The sequence below is a fragment of the Anabaena sp. EIM26 genome (genome assembly GCF_057568715.1).
In genome coordinates this window covers 5,134,621-5,151,235 of sequence record NZ_CM172472.1, presented here as the reverse complement: position 1 = coordinate 5,151,235, position 16,615 = coordinate 5,134,621, and the positions used below count along the sequence as shown (strand labels likewise).

11 protein-coding genes are annotated in these 16,615 nt (G+C 37.5%); 4 read left to right on the top strand and 7 right to left on the bottom strand.

Going from position 1 to position 16,615, the window contains the following annotated elements; translation table 11 throughout:
* Positions 1-43 precede the first annotated feature (43 nt).
* Positions 44-295: a DUF4926 domain-containing protein gene (locus tag AC012T_RS22410; RefSeq protein WP_487060893.1), complete on the bottom strand. Its 252-nt coding sequence runs from the start codon at positions 293-295 to the stop codon at positions 44-46.
* Between the two features lie 22 nt (positions 296-317).
* Positions 318-1,055 (bottom strand): DUF6883 domain-containing protein, encoded by a 738-nt coding sequence (locus AC012T_RS22405; protein WP_487060891.1) that lies wholly within the window; start codon positions 1,053-1,055, stop codon positions 318-320.
* A gap of 150 nt (positions 1,056-1,205) precedes the next feature.
* Between AC012T_RS22405 and ileS the strand changes: the two genes are divergently transcribed.
* Entirely contained in the window at positions 1,206-4,088 is a 2,883-nt protein-coding gene (ileS, locus tag AC012T_RS22400; protein WP_487060889.1) for an isoleucine--tRNA ligase, read from the top strand.
* Between the two features lie 87 nt (positions 4,089-4,175).
* Positions 4,176-4,781 carry a Uma2 family endonuclease gene (locus tag AC012T_RS22395; RefSeq protein WP_487060887.1) on the top strand — a complete coding sequence of 202 codons (606 nt, stop codon included), beginning with the start codon at positions 4,176-4,178 and terminating at the stop codon, positions 4,779-4,781.
* A gap of 230 nt (positions 4,782-5,011) precedes the next feature.
* Here the strand turns inward: AC012T_RS22395 and AC012T_RS22390 are convergent, their stop codons facing one another.
* The 5 genes from AC012T_RS22390 to AC012T_RS22370 all read right to left on the bottom strand — a co-directional run bounded on the left by AC012T_RS22390 (position 5,012) and on the right by AC012T_RS22370 (position 12,922).
* A complete protein-coding gene (locus AC012T_RS22390) occupies positions 5,012-5,896 on the bottom strand; it encodes a ParA family protein (RefSeq protein ID WP_487060885.1) in 885 nt (294 codons plus the stop codon).
* Between the two features lie 186 nt (positions 5,897-6,082).
* Positions 6,083-8,737 (bottom strand): DNA translocase FtsK, encoded by a 2,655-nt coding sequence (locus tag AC012T_RS22385; RefSeq protein ID WP_487060883.1) that lies wholly within the window; start codon positions 8,735-8,737, stop codon positions 6,083-6,085.
* 31 nt (positions 8,738-8,768) lie between these two features.
* Positions 8,769-10,823, bottom strand: a complete 2,055-nt coding sequence (locus AC012T_RS22380) for a P-loop NTPase family protein (RefSeq protein ID WP_487060881.1) — start codon at positions 10,821-10,823, stop codon at positions 8,769-8,771.
* Positions 10,824-10,881: 58 nt separating this feature from the next.
* Complete coding sequence (locus AC012T_RS22375; RefSeq protein ID WP_487060879.1) at positions 10,882-11,730, bottom strand: transcription factor RcaD; 849 nt, start codon at positions 11,728-11,730, stop codon at positions 10,882-10,884.
* Positions 11,731-11,974: 244 nt separating this feature from the next.
* Positions 11,975-12,922, bottom strand: a complete 948-nt coding sequence (locus tag AC012T_RS22370; RefSeq protein ID WP_487060877.1) for a glycosyltransferase family 2 protein — start codon at positions 12,920-12,922, stop codon at positions 11,975-11,977.
* A 246-nt stretch (positions 12,923-13,168) separates the two neighbouring features.
* On the opposite strand from AC012T_RS22370, the gene AC012T_RS22365 reads away from it, so the two are divergent.
* On the top strand, positions 13,169-14,383 hold the full coding sequence (locus tag AC012T_RS22365; protein ID WP_487060875.1) for a glycosyltransferase family 4 protein: 1,215 nt from the start codon (positions 13,169-13,171) through the stop codon (positions 14,381-14,383).
* A gap of 593 nt (positions 14,384-14,976) precedes the next feature.
* The gene (locus AC012T_RS22360; protein ID WP_487060873.1) at positions 14,977-16,146 is read left to right on the top strand and encodes a helix-turn-helix domain-containing protein; all 1,170 of its coding nucleotides are present in this window, start codon (positions 14,977-14,979) and stop codon (positions 16,144-16,146) included.
* The last annotated feature ends 469 nt before the right edge of the window (positions 16,147-16,615 follow it).

Genomic DNA, 16,615 nt, shown 5'->3' with positions numbered 1-16,615 from the left:
GATATTAGATTGGGTTTAGGAAAGAAACCCAACCCACAATTACTTACGCTGTAACCATTTCTGGCACTAAATTAGGGGATGCTGGCTCAAAATGTAACACCATAATTTGCTCTGGACGCAACCCAACAGATTCATAGGTTTGTCCATTACTATCACTAAATTCTACTTCAAACGCAGCACCATCAGCTAATAATTCGACTATTGTACCAACTTGACCACGCAGCAAGTTATATTCAGGTAAATCAACTGTGAGTGCTACTACATCTAGTAGAACGGGTGCAAGAATTTTGCTCATTTTTTATAATCTCCAGGTATTTTTATAATAAAGGATAGCAGGATGTTAATCTTGGAATATCAGAACCAGATTTAATAATCCAACCAGTGCGAATAGTTGCACTTCTATTTTGCCATTCCAGAGTAAAGTCTAGTGTGTAGCGTTGTCCATATTCATCATACCTATTCAAGCTAACTTCTTGAGTTTTGACTTTTTGCAAAATAATCTGGCGCAATTCTTCAGCATTTTCAGCAGTTATACCCAAAATTGATGAAAAGAGACGGGCTTTATCCTTTCCTGTAGAATGATCTCGATTTAGGGAGTAGTCACGCAATTTACGAATGTCAACAACTGCTTTGTCAGCATTGGGCAATAGATTTGAGTTTAATCTGATAATTTCTTCCAAATTGATGCCTCTTTCTTCAAAAATCTGCCTTGACTCAGGGTCTTGCATAAACACAGAGGCAAAAGCCTTGTATAATCTATTGGGATCGAATTTTACTTCTTTCCACAATTCCTCATTTTTTTCAGTTCCAAGAATATCTGCTAACCCCTGATAAAATTCCAATTCATCAATCTCTTTCTGTTTGGCAACGGCAAGATTACCGTCTTTGATATCCTGTTTCATTGCCATGCGTGTTTTTTCAATCTCTTCCTGGAGATGCTGTTTTTCATCTGCTTCGGTAGCTTTATTCAAGCTCTCAAGAGATTGATTAAGATAAAGCATTTTTTGTAAAAGTGCTTTCAGTTTTTCCTCTGGATTTATCATAGTTGTTAACATTTTCATGTATTAGCGGGTTAACTTTATCATAGATTAAGGCTGCATTGCTTAGATATCCCTTTCAATATGAGCAAAAGAGAGAATTTTGGTTTTCATGCCTATCTCTTATAATTGATCAAATAACTGCAAACATATCTTAGGCTTGAAACTGTGACTGAACCCGGACAATACAAAGATACCGTCAACTTACCCAAGACTAACTTCGATATGCGGGCAAACGCCATTAAGCGGGAACCCGAAATCCAAAAATTCTGGGCAGAAAACAACATTTATTCTCGCCTGTCTGAAGAAAACCCCGGCGAATTATTTATACTGCACGATGGGCCTCCCTATGCTAACGGTCAGTTGCATATTGGTCATGCCTTAAATAAGATTCTCAAAGATATTATTAACCGCTACCAATTGCTAAAAGGTCGTAAAATTCGCTACGTTCCTGGCTGGGATTGTCACGGATTACCGATTGAGTTGAAAGTTCTGCAAAATATGAAACAGGCAGAACGGCAAAATCTCACTCCTTTGCAATTGCGACAAAAAGCGAAAGAGTTCGCATTGAAGACGGTTGATGAACAACGAGAAAGCTTTAAACGGTATGGGATTTGGGGTGATTGGGATAATCCTTATTTGACTTTAAAGCCTGAATATGAAGCCGCGCAAATTGGCGTTTTTGGGGAGATGTTCCTCAAGGGTTATATCTATCGCGGTTTAAAGCCTGTACATTGGAGTCCTAGTTCTAAAACGGCTTTAGCAGAAGCAGAGTTAGAATATCCAGAAGGTCACGTTTCTAGGAGTATTTACGCTGCTTTCCCGGTGGTGAAGGTTGCGGAAAAACTAAAATCGGTTTTAGATCCATTCCTGCCGTATTTGGGCGTGGCTGTGTGGACAACTACGCCTTGGACAATTCCCGGTAATTTGGCTGTGGCTGTGAATGGGGCGTTGGAATATGCGGTGGTGGAAGTAAAACCCAAAGACGCAGAGACACAGAGAGGATGCAAGTATCTGATCGTGGCGGCTGAGTTGGTGGAAAGATTGGCTGTGGTTTTGGATGCTGAGTTGACGGTGAAGGTGCGTTTCTCTGGTAAGGATTTGGAAGGGACTATTTACCGTCATCCTTTGTTTGACCGTGAAAGTCCGGTGGTGGTTGGTGGTGATTATATCACTACTGAGTCGGGGACTGGGTTGGTACATACTGCGCCTGGTCATGGTCAGGAGGACTACATTGTTGGTCAGCGTTACGGTTTGCCGATTCTTGCCCCTGTTGATGATAGTGGTAATTTCACTGATGAGGCTGGTAAGTTTGCTGGCTTAAATGTTTTGGGTGAGGGTAATCAAGCGATTATTGATGCTTTGACGGAAGCGGGTTCTCTGTTGAAGGAGGAAGCTTATCCTCACAAGTATCCTTATGATTGGAGAACGAAGAAACCGACGATTTTCCGCGCTACGGAACAATGGTTTGCTTCTGTGGCTGGTTTTCGAGAAGATGCTTTAAAAGCGATCGCATCTGTGCGTTGGATTCCCGCTCAAGGTGAAAACCGCATCACCCCTATGATAGCGGAAAGATCCGATTGGTGTATCTCTCGTCAGCGTTCTTGGGGTGTTCCTATTCCGGTGTTTTATGATGAAGCAACTGGGGAAGTTTTGCTGAATGCGGACACTATTAACCACGTTCAATCTATCATTGCTGAGAAAGGTTCTGACGCTTGGTGGGAGTTGTCGGTTGAGGAGTTGTTACCAGAACAATACCTCAATAATGGCAAGACTTACCGCAGAGGTACTGACACGATGGATGTCTGGTTTGATTCTGGTTCTTCTTGGGCAGCAGTGGCGAAGCAAAGACCAGAGTTATGCTATCCTGTAGATATGTATTTGGAAGGTTCTGACCAACACCGGGGATGGTTTCAATCTTCTCTTTTAACCAGTGTCGCGGTTAATGGCATTGCACCTTACAAAACTGTTCTCACTCATGGTTTCGTCTTGGATGAAAATGGACGGAAAATGAGTAAGTCGGTGGGTAATGTGGTTGATCCTCAGTTGATGATTCAAGGTGGTAGTAATCAAAAACAACAACCTGCTTATGGTGCGGATGTTTTGCGGTTGTGGGTTTCTTCGGTTGATTATTCTGGTGATGTGCGGTTGGGTAATAACATCATCAAGCAATTAGCTGATGTAAGAAATAAGATTCGTAATACGGCACGGTTTTTGTTGGGTAGTTTGCATGATTTTGATCCTCAAAAGGATGCTGTAGCTTTTGATGATTTACCCGATTTGGATAAGTATATGTTACACCGCATTCGTGAGGTGTTTAATGAGGTGACGGAAGCTTTTGATAGTTTCCAGTTTTTCCGCTTTTTCCAAACGGTGCAGAATTTCTGTGTTGTGGATTTGTCGAATTTCTATTTAGATGTTGCCAAGGATAGATTGTATATCAGTTCTGCTGATGCTTTCCGTCGTCGCAGTTGTCAAACGGTGTTACAGATTGCTTTGGAGAATTTAGCCAGAGCGATCGCACCCGTTTTATGTCATACTGCTGAAGATATCTGGCAATTTATACCCTACAAAACAGCTTATAAGTCAGTGTTTGAGGCTGGTTGGGTGCAGGTAAATGAGGAATGGGAAAATGAAGATTTAGCCGAATTTTGGGATACTTTGCGTACACTCCGCAACGATGTTAACAAGGTTTTAGAACAAGCGCGGATAGAAAAATTAATCGGTTCTTCCCTAGAAGCGAAAGCTGTGATTCATATCCCTCACGAACAGTTAAACGATGCTATCAAAGCCTTTAACCCTGTTAGCGGTAACGGTATTGATGAACTGCGGTATTTATTGCTGACTTCCCAAGTGGAAATTTTAGACTCTGCTGAGGGACTCCAAGGATTGAAATATACCGCACAGACAGAAGACTGGACTATAGGCATAGTAAATGCAGATGGTCAGAAATGCGATCGCTGTTGGAACTATTCTACCCATGTTGGCGAATCTGCGGAACACCCCCTATTGTGTGAACGTTGTGTTCCCGCATTAGCTGGGGAATTTTAATATCATGTAGGGGTAGGGGTTTAGCAGTGCTAAACCCTTACCAAAGAGTCAGTTTTTCTGATTATACATACTACAAAAATCAAAACTATGAATACACAAACACCCGTAGTTACAGAAATCTTACCAATGGTGCTGAAAATGCAACCAAATATCATCATGACTGATGATCAATTTTTTGATTTCTGTCAATTAAATCGTGATTTTAGAATTGAACGTAACCATCTTAGAGATTTATTGATTATGTCCCCTACAGGTTCAGAAACAGAAGAACGCAATTTCAATTTAATTGTTCAGCTAGGTATTTGGACAAAGCAAGATAGTACAGGAGTAGGTTTTGGTTCTAGTGGTGGTTTTACCTTACCGAATGGTGCAGTGCGTTCTCCTGATGCAGCATGGATAAAAAAAGCCAGATGGGAAGCGGTACCAGTAGAACAAAGAAAGAAATTTGCACCTATTTGTCCTGATTTTGTTGTTGAATTGCGTTCAGAAACAGATAGTTTAAAAACATTACAAGAAAAGATGCAAGAGTATATTGAAAATGGTGTTAAATTAGGTTGGTTACTTGATAGAAAACAACGGAAAGTATTTATTTATCGTCCTGATCAACTTGTGGAAGAATTAGATAATCCAAAAACATTAAATGGTGAAGATATTTTACCGGGATTTGTTTTAGATTTAAGAGAAATTTGGTGATAAATTATAGCATTTCCTACTCTAATGAAGTACAAAATTATCTGCATACCTCTGCGTTTAATTCTTGATATAGCGTTTCTTCATCATATGAAGGTACATCATAGCCCCCTCATCGCTTGCGGGGAGGGGGTTGGGGGTGGGGTTCTTGTATCTCACTCAACCGAGAAACGCTATATCATATCTTCAATCTTAACAGAGATATTTAATCAAACGTCTCTTTAATTTTAACCTTACAACTTCTGCAACAATTCCTGAGTTAACTGCATAAAAGCCTTAGAACCAGCAGTATTTGGACTCAGCAAAGAAACAGGCATAAAACTATCAACAGCCTTAGCCACATTCACATCAACCGGAATTTGTGCTTTACAGATTTTCTCAACACCAAAATCTTCGACAACCCGGTGCATTACCTGTTTATAATATCTACCATTCAGTAAATTAGAACTGTACATACTAAAGACAATTCCCAACATTTTGATATCTATCTTTGTTTCATGTTCATGACTATCTTTTAATTGGGCAATACGTCTTTCTAACAATTGAATTCCCACCACAGACAACGGTTCTGGTTTAGCTGGGAGAATATAAAAATCACTTGTAGCTAAAGCACTACGAGTCATGAGATTATAACCAGGGGCGCAATCTAAGAGAATAAAATCATATTCATCACGCACAGGTTTGAGAATATCTCTAATTAAAACTCTTTCAAAGCGATTCCAAATAGTTTCAAAGTCATTTTCACCCAAAGCTACAGATTGATTATGTAGCATTTCCGAAACAACAAATTCATCATATAAGTCAATATCACCCGGTAACATATCCAACCCTGGGAGATTACAAACTTGGGGATAAACAATATCATGAATCGTCAATTTAGCATTAGGATCAGGGTTAATAATTTCATCTATTAAATACCTAAAAGTTTTTCTTTGTTTGCGACGTTTAGCAAACTCTACAGGTGACATAACACTGAGTGTGGCACTAATTTGACTATCTAAATCTAAAATAAGTACCTTTTTTCCGTGATTTTTGGCTAAACAAGTAGCGATATTGACCGTAAGCGTAGTTTTACCCACACCACCTTTCATATTTGCAGTTGCAATTACATATCCCATTGGTTAATTCCTCTGCTGACGCTTTCTCATTGAGGTAGCGTACATATTATCTAATAGATTTCAACTTTTGCTAATTTTAGTCTTTTGGAAGATGTGAAAAAGTTATTTTAGCAATATCTGGTCGCTAAAACCTTGGTAGAGAAGTTGTCTGCAACGTCTCTACATTCTTTCTTAGAGATGTTCTATCTAAACTGAAGGTATCCTAATTGTCTGCGCTAACAAGCTTTGTAAACGATGGGATTGAGCGCCGGCTAGGTAAATTAAATCACCTTTACCTAGCAAATAAGCCGCTGTTGTTTGCTTTCCTCCTAACACAATGCTGGAATCTGCTTCGCTGGAGGTACGCAAAGCGATTCTTCCGGGTAAATTTGCGCGAATAATTGGGGTGACAATACCTGCTTCTGGACGTTGGGTGGCAATAATGAGATGTATTCCTGCTGCTCTTGCCATTGCGCCTAAACGTTTGATACTTTGTTCTAATGTTGTGCGAATGTCTTTTTCTGCCATAAAGTCGGCATATTCATCAAAAATGCAGACTATTCGAGGTAAAGGTGAGGAAGAACGCTGATTATAGGTTGTTAAGTCTGCACATTTAGCTTTTTCAAATTTTTGGTAGCGAGATTCCATTTCTATAACTAATTCTTCCATTAGTTCTATCGCGCGATCGCTATCCTTGACAATCGGTGCATATAACCACGACATTTGTTCAAACTCTGGAAATGTCACCCGTTTGGGGTCAACTAGGGCAATTTTGAGATGTTGGGGAGAATGGCGATAGAGTAGACTGAGGAGGAGCGATCGCAAAAACTCACTTTTACCGCTTCCTGTTGTTCCACCCACCAAAAAGTGGCAAGTATTAGGATCAGATAAATCAGCTTCTAACAAATTACCATCAATACCTATTCCCACAGCAATTTTTACAGGTGCGGTTGCTGGTAAAAACTGTTTTTGAATATAATCTTCAAATTTTGCAATTTGCCTATCTTGACGGGGTAAATCAACACTCACATAACCAGCTTGGGGAGCAATAAAAGGTGGATATTCTAACCCCAAATGCACTTGTAAATCAGCCGATAATCTCAGAATTGAACTAACTTTTACACCCAAATTAGGCTTAAGTTTTACACGAATAAAAGCTGGACTAACAGCAGCACCATGATAATCTACACCAACACCAAAAGATTGCAGAGTTGCAACTAAAGTTTCCCCTATTACATCAGCATTAACATTTGGTAAACTCTCCCCTCTTTTTAAGGGGGGTTGGGGGGGATCTGATTCCACATCTGTAACTAAAGATTCCCCTGTTTCATCAGCATTAATAGTTGACGTAGTTATCAACTGATCACATATATCTATCATTGTCTCTATACATTGACTGAGAGTAGCACCAGGATTAAAAAATGTCTGACACTTTTGTTGTTGAGGGCAAATTTCACATAAATAAGGTTGAGTTGTAGCTGGTGGTGGGTTAGGATTTGGAGATTCCCAACTCAACCATTGTTGCATTTGTAATAATTTATGGGGAATTAATTGATGAACCGTATTTTCTAATTGTTCCCAAGAATATTTATATTCTTTAAATTCTGGTAAAACACAATAAACAGCAGTATCAACAGGTGTTTTTTTCTTCTCCCATAACATATAACTATAGAGAGAAACTTGAGCTAATTGTGCTGATGGATCTACAGGTTGATAGGTTTTAAATTCCACCATACAAAGGCGTTTGAGTTCAAAATTAAAAACTAAACAATCAAATTCACCTCTTACTAATTGTTTTGTGCTATCAGGTAAATTAAAATAATGTTCTAAATTGCGTTCTTCATTAATAAAAGTATTTCTAATAACTGTATCAGCACTACAATAGCGGCGATTAATTACCAGTAATTCCGTTAATTGTTTAATAAGTCCTCGTATTCCTTGCCAAACTTGCAATAAAGCAGGTGCTTTATTAGAATCTTGACTGATAGTATCTTGTAAATAAGGGAAAAATTTAACTTGGTAGAATATTTGTTGAATTTCTGAGGCTATTTCATCTACATTTATCCTGCTTGCATCTGGGTTGAATAAAGATTTAATTTTTGGCTCAATCAGAAGTAATTTTATAAAATCATCTGCTAATTTATGAAAAGCGTTACCAACTCCTGATACTACATTTTTAGGAAAGAATATTGCTTTATCACCAAATTTATGGTTAAGGTAAAATAAACGGGGACACTCAAAAGCAACTCTGATTTTAGTAGGAGTTAAAGAAGAGTTTTCAGATTTATGATTTACCATATTAAATATATTACTGATAGCATCAGGGTTAGATATTTCAAGTAAGCGACGATGAACAGCAGCTAGATAAACTGTATCCATTGCTGCATAGTTTAGTTGTTTTTGAGTCAGAGGACGTTTTCCCCAGTCGCTTGTTCCTTCTTCTGCATCTACATTAGAAAAGTGGCAGAGTTCAGCAGCTAAGGTTTTTAGTTTTAAATTGGTAGTTTGTAAAACTTTACGTTTGATTTTTTGGGCTAATTTTAAAGTACAGGTAACATTTTGGGCTTGAGTTTTTCCCAGATATTTTAAATCAAAACCTGCACTATGAAATACTTTTTCAATTTGCGGATTAACCATGATTTGGTTAATAAAATATTCTGTTAAATCAGGTTTATCTAACACATCAAAAAGGTAAGCAAATTCACCTGTGGAATCTGTAGGATCAGCCAATGCCTGAATTAGTGCTAATTTGGGATTATGAGTTTTCCAATCAGCAATTTCTGTATCTAGCCATAGGGTTTTAGATAAGGCTAGTTGAGATATTTGATTGTAGATTTCAGTAGCTTCTGTCAAGTAGTGCATTGGCTGATAATTTCATAAAAGACAAGTAGATTTAAGCAACTAAACAAATTAATTGATCTGGCACTTTAGCTTTTGGGTTAATCAGCTTCACTTTCCTTTCCTGACACAATAGATCAATTAAATGTTGAATATCAGTTTCTTTTGTATCAGAAAACTGATTAGAAGCCTGTGAAATCAAAGTAGGTACTCCCATATAACCTTGGGTTGTAACTAGATTTAATAAAAACTCTTTAACAGGTCTTAAATCTTTCCTGCCATTTCCAGTTGTACTTGGTGGTTTATCTGGTTTAGAAACAATACCTAAATCCTGTAATAAATTACATTTATGCAAAATCTCAGATTCACGCATTAAAGTTTCTAGTCTTTGTAAATTAATCGTTTTACCACTAATTACTAATTCTTGAGACTTGGCAGAATTTACTAAACTTTGGTATGTTGCCAAGTAGTGAATAGAAGACAGACTTGGTTTAATATGAACGTGATTAGTATTTGTGAATATCTGTCTATAAAGTTGATTTCCTGCCAGGTTTGGTTTTCCTAAATCCCCACCACGAATTAAGTACATAGTTTGACAAAGATTTTTTTTAATTACTGTTTGGCAAGCATTCATTATATGAAAAAAGCTATTCATACTTGAATCTTCTGTCCATACTATTCCTACTCTTTCTTGTTTACCAGAATGCTGATAACTCAAGGAATAAGTAGAATGAATTCCGCTTAAAAGTTTAGGTTTAACTCCCTGCATTTGTAAGGCAGATAGAGATTGTTGTAACATCAGAATTAAATCAGATGATGACAACAAAGATATTTTGGTAATTTTTTCCTGAGTTTTGTTATGTTCTTTCAGCCATAGTAATTGAAATTCTGCTTGAGTATCTGGAGGTGGAGAAATAGGAATTATAGGTTTTGGTTTATTGACTATGGGCTTTGGCTTTTCAGTTAATAGCGAAATTTTATATTGCTGATATTCTTCACGACCTAAAACTAATGTGTTTCTAGGCATGGTTTTACCACTCGGAAAGTTTGTGTCTAGAATTTGCTTATTTAAAGGAAAAATATCAGACTCAGGTCTAGGATTGGCTAGTTGATGTAATGGCTTAAGTTGATAAGCCCAAAGAGCTTCTGCTTGTTCTATGTTAATACGTTTTAACTGAATTGTTTTATGTATTCCTGCTTTATCGGCTGGAAGAATCCGGTCAAAATGCCGTTTCAATGTATCTGTAATAACGCTGATAATCACTAAGAAATTTTTGAGATTATCCCCGTGAATTGTTGTGTTGACATTGAAAAAAGGTTGTATATCCAAGAAACCTTCTGGTAACTGGGGCATAGTATCTAAATTATCAAAACATAAAACTATTGGTTGTGTTTGTGTAGATATTCTGCCAAAGTTAGCCAAAATATTTTTCGCTGCATCTTCTGTATCAATACAGTTTTTTACCTTGATTGCTTTCATTGACTCTTCACTTAAGTCATCTCCGCGCAGCCATTCGCAAGCCAAATCATATAATTCTGGATTTGCGAGATCGTGCAGAACTCCAAAAAAGATATCAGGATTATAAATACCTGCTTTTTTATAAGTATCCTTGAGATGTTTAATAAATTTTTGACGATTGCTTTGTAGTGCTTCCCAAAAATTATCATTAAATATTCTTTGTTTTATATCACTTCTTGTAAATGCCGATAAACTTTTGAGCCACAACATTAACTGTGATTCTTGTTCACCTTCGGGAACTTGAATTAAACTATCAAGGGTATGCCGCAAAATATGCCGCCATATATTACTACTATCAGCCCAGTTGCAGAGAATATAGGCGAAAAAGGCTTTGGGGTTAAGAGTACGCTTGAGACGGCCTAGTAAATAACTTTTACCCGAACCAGAATCACCAGCTAATAAAACTGTACGACTACGATGATCTTTACCTACTAAGTCAAGTACGTTTTCAATATCTATTATTGCCTCTTTGTGAATTGACTCAACCATTAGTGTCGAATTTTGCTCGTCAGCCCAAAAATTAGTAGGCTTTAAATTGATAACGTCAAAAGGGTTGACCTCACGTTTAATGATGTTGTTAATGTCTATCATAGATAATACTGAATGAAAGGGCGAACTAATGGGAGGAATAGAAATAGCTGTAATATTCTTAATTGACAGTGAGAAAGAACAATTGACCACCTATATTTTGAGGAATTCCCGCGTCAATTTGTTCTGGTGTGTAAGCACTAACTTCTTGCAATGAACTCAAATCAATTTTGTCAATTCTTTGTAACCGATACAAAGCCTGATCTAATTCATCCCGTGACATGGGAGGTTGTAACTTTTGCCGTAAATGGAAAATTGGTAAATAATTTTCTGTACCCAGTTCCCTATCTAATTTCTCAATAATTTGTAAAATTTCTTCATCACTGGGATTGATAATAGTGTCTAAACCTAACTGTTCACTGGTAGGTAGTGGAGCAGAAACTTGTTCTGGCTTAACCCGCAAATTCTTCCGCAAAAAGCGCAGATAATTACCAAGCAACTCCAAACTAATAACAGGGTTAGCACCTTGATTGGGAATATATTCATCCCGCAAAAACTCAATCCCTCTTTCCGTCAGCCAAACCTCAGCTTTGATTCTTTGAATTTTGATTTCTGCTGATATTAAACCCCGTTCACTCAAGCTTTTCAATATCTCGGCGCGTTCCGCAGCTTTCAGAGAAGTGATTTCACTGGGGGCGATTTTAGCAGTGGCTTTACTGAGTTTATCCAACACCTTACGCTCTTTGTCGGTGATAGGTAACTCGGCTGGGTCTAGTTTCAATAGAGCCTGACCAGGAGGTAAAATTTTAACTGTAGCAATCTCACGTGAATAGTCTACCAGTTCGCGATCGCCTAAATCTCTACAAATTTTGTCTTTTCCCTTAAAAGAGCTAAAAGTGCTAGTCAAGCCAGCACGATAGTTGGGACATCCCAACAGCTTTAAAATGAACTTTAACTCATTTGTATCCATAGGAGTAATCTAGCTGTATATTAACCATGACTACTCTAGCGTGAATGCAAAAAAATTGATACACATCTATGATAGTAACTACAATTAGTAGTATTGCTTATTAGATACCACTCTAACTATCATAGAACTTACGCAAAACAGAACGGAAGTAGGGGTAATTCATGAATTACCCTTACTCAATAATCAGGTTTTGAACTCAATCTTGCGTAAATCCTCGTAAGTCCTAATAGTTTAAAATCTGAATCTACCCCCGCAATTGGCGCACAAAATTAAACCCCCAACCTCTTAACCCAAGAGGTAAAATAGATAAACCTAAACCAGTCCAAGCCTTAGCAGCAGAACAAGACTTACCAGCCAAAACTAACTCTCTTCCCTTTTGCGTTTCACCCTTTTCAATCAAACGCAAACCTAAAAACAACTGAGATTCGGCTAAACGATTTTTCCTAATTTTCTCTAATTTCTCAAATTCAAACTTATAACTTTCTAAATAGCGGATTTTATCATACAAATAAGGAATAGCCCGATTAATACCTTGCTGTTCTGCATGAACCCGATATTCCATTAATAACTCTGGTAAATAATAACCCTTCTTCCCAGCTACAGCTAACCGTACAAATAAATCATTATCTTCACAATTTTGCCAATTAGGCATCATAAAACCTAATTCTTGCAAAGTTTGACGGCGAAACAAAGTCGCCCCAATTTGAAAACTTTGGCGTACAAATACAACTTCCAATAAATTATCTACCATACCTGCTGGTAAATTCTTCCTACCCCAACGGTGAGAATTTTCTTGAGTTGCTTCCTCATCTCGAATGTTATTAATATCAATTATCCAATGGTCTGTACCCACAAAATCTACACTAGAATCTTTTTCTAAAATTGCCGAAGTTCGTGATAAAAATTCAGGTGTTAAACGATCATCATCATCAAATTTAATAAAATATGTACCACTGGCCGCATCAAAGCCAGAACGCATATTATTACTTTTGCCAATATTTTGCGGATGACGAATATATTTAATACGGTTATCTGTGTATTTTGACATTAATTCTGGTGTGTCATCACTAGAACCGTCATCACAAATAATTAACTCAAAATCTTGCTCAGATTGATTGAGGACACTTTCAATTGCGTAAGGTAGGAGTTGAACGCGATTAAAAGTAGGGATACAAACAGTAATTTTAGCCATAAATTTTAAAAATAGATTTTTTTACTTTATTAATTAATAGTTTTTTGTAACAATTGGCTTGGATCAGATTATTAGGAGTGAGAACTTGGGGTTTGACAACATTATTAGCAAAAATGTAAATACCGCAAGATTGCGTGTCACAAATCCTTTGTTTGAGCAAAATGACATCAAGTCTCAATTCAAAGCTATTGTAGTATATTATGTTATTGCTTTACTCAGTAAAATACTAAACTTCACGTCACGTTTATGAAAATCCTTATGCTATCTTCAACCTTTCCCTATCCAGCAACACGGGGGGGAACGCAGGTAAGAACCTTTAATTTACTGAAGTACCTTAGTCAACGCCATCATATTACTTTAGTAACTCAGCGTGAGTCTGATGTCACAGATTCAGAAATAGCAGATTTACGAAATTGCGTAGATAACCTAGTCATTTTTGAACGTCCCCCAGATAGGGGAACAACAGCAGGATTAGTAGAAAAAATCCAGAGGTTGGGTACGTTTTTGCTAAAAGGAACACCCCCAAGTGTCCTCAATCGTTACTCAGTCGAGATGCAAGAGTGGGTTGATAACTTTGTTGAGGCTGGTAAATGTGATGTCATTACCTGTGAACATAGCGTCAATGAAATTTATATTCGTCCCCATTTTCAAAAGTATATAAAAACCCTTGTTAATGTTCATAGTTCGGTTTATGGGACTTGTTTAAATCAATTGGCGACTGGTACATCTGAAAATAAATTTAGAGATAAAATTAATCTGCCTTTATTGCGCCGTTATGAGCAAAGTTATTGTGCAAAATTCTCGAATATTGTAGTTACTACAGCAGAAGATAAGCAACAACTGCAACAGTTTAACTCTAACGCTGGAATAGCTGTTATTCCCAATGGTGTAGACTTAGTTACCTTTCCTAATCGTCCCTCTGATCCAGGAGGAAATCGAATAATTTTCATCGGGGCAATGGATAATCTAGCTAATATTGATTCTGTCTGTTTTTTCAGCAATGAAGTATTACCAGAAATCCAAAAAAAATATCCAGCTACAACATTTGATATTGTCGGTTCTCGTCCTGTAACAGAAGTTTTAGCACTTAAAGAAAAACCAGGTATTAATGTGGTTGGACGTGTACCTTCAATGGCAGAATATTTGCATAAATCGACAATTTGTGTTGTCCCTATGCGGACAGGATTTGGTATAAAAAATAAAACTCTAGAAGCGATGGCTGCGGGTATACCGATAGTTGGGAGCGATCGCGGTTTAGAAGGACTAACTGTAGATGCTCAAACAACCCCACTACGCGCATTACGCGCCAATCAACCCGCAGAATACATAGCTGCTATTTCTCAACTTTTTGAACAACCAGAACTCCGATTTCAACTCTCTGTTAACGCTAGACAACTAGTAGAAACAGAATTCACTTGGGAAATTGCCGGTCAACACTATGAACAAATCTGCCAGGGATAATTTTTAAGTATTATTACGCAGATATAACTTCAATTTTTAAAATTCAGCCGAGAATCTTTGAATCTTGTTTACTCATATGTGTAAGAGAACTCCACAACCGTCCTTGTATTATTATCGGGCAAGATGCCCGCACCACAAGAAATTTTGGGATATTTTTGTAATTGGAGAACTCTAAGGGGTCTGGCTCATCCATATTTAAATTCGGTCGATGCCTATTCTCATACCACTGCATGGAAGTAAGCTATGTAATTAATTTTTGTATGCTATCTTTCCTTTCGGCATTATTTCTTCAGTTTACTTATGATAAATTTACACTTATTGGAGGCAGTACACGGGTAATTTTTTATTAAAATTAACCTAAGTTTCATTAGATGTAGATAAAAATCCCTAACTATAGAACTTCTCTATCAAGGTTTCGGATAACGCATATTTAATTTTCACCGCTATGTCTATAGCTTCTCCCATTCTAGGAAAGAGATTTTATCTCTAACTTAGATTCACATACTTAATCAATTTCCGCAAATGTGACCACTTTGGCTACTTAGAGTATTTGATTAAACCTCTGTCAGCACCAAGTAGGAATGTAAGATCAGGTGAATATACAAAAATTTGTCCAACGCGCAGAAATATTAAACAACCGTTTAGCAGATTTGTACCAGACCGCTAGTGTATTGCCTTTTATTCCCTCTGATCTGCTACCAGAAGCGTTTAAAGACCTATACAGCACCTCAAAAATGGTACAGCTAGCAGTTGAGGAACTTTATCAACAAAATGAAGAACTCATCGAAACACGCAACTTGTTGGAAACAGAACGCCAACACTACCAAGATTTGTTTGAATTTGCACCAGATGCCTATTTAGTCACTAATCCAAAAGGTATCATCAAACAAGCCAACACAGCGGCAGCGCACTTATTCAATATTTCTTCCAATTTTCTAGTTGGTAAACCAATAATTAGTTTCATCAACCGAGAACAACACCTGTACTTTTATGATGAACTGCTCCAAATATCCAAATCCTCAAAAGTCCGAAAATTATTATTACCTTTCAAACCACGAGATGGTGATAATTTTAATGCTTCTGTAACAGTGAAAGCCCTCTCCAATAAGCATAAAAAACTTACTACTTATTACTGGTTAATACGTAAAACTTATGAGCATCAGCAAGAACAATCAACAACTCTTGATAATCACATTGACTTAATTGAAAATCGTCCTGTACATAAATATTCTCAAGGAGACGCTATTCCCCTCTACTCAGAATTAATTTGGTATGTGCGTCAGGGTTTAGTAAAGCTCAATACATTTTGTGAAACAGGTAAAGAAGTGCTGACGGGTTTAGCAACGGCAGGAATGGTTTTTGGCTCTACTATGACATCTCTATCCATTTACCAAGCTACAGCCCTGAAAGATGTGGAATTAGTCTCAATCCACATATTAGAAATCAACGTTTTGCCCAACCTAAGTCACATCCTGCTACCCAAGATTCAACAGCGATTACAACAAACAGAATCTTTTTTATTCATTGCTGGCAGAGGACGAGTACAGGACAGATTACAGCATTTATTAGAACTTTTAAAAGATCAACTTGGGGAACCAGTACCAGAAGGAACCCGGATCACTTTTCGCTTCACTCATGAAGAGATTGCTAGTGCTTGCTGCACCACTAGAGTCACAATTACAAGACTACTCAGTCAATTACAAAAACAAGGGTTTATTAGTTTTGATACTAAAAAACATATTATTGTCAAAAATTCGCCTTAATTAATTTGGTAAGTAGGTGAGCAGAATCAGTAACCCAAACTAAAACCCTTTTTCACCTGAGTTCGACAGAGAACTCCATAAAAAACATGATCCAATAAAGTAGGGGTAATTCATGAATTACCCCTACTTTCGCGGGGGACAAGCTTTAGGGGAATGATATTAAAACAGGATCAATCATTCTATGGAATTCTCACATAAGATAATTTGTGGAAAACTCGCCCCCAGTAAGAGTCTCAAACCCTTATTCTTTCGCTCTTAAAAATCATAACTCCGTTCGCGTAGCGTCTCCGAACTCTGAAATCCGTTCGCGTAGCGTCTCCAAAGGAGAAACTCCGAACTCCGAACTCAGGTTTTTCCCCCTGCTTCCTGTCTCCTGTAAAGAAATTGGGGCGCTCCTCAACGCCCCATCTATGCAATCAAATCTAGTGTTAGCCAATCATCCGAGGTTTTGGCAATTTGGCAGACAAAA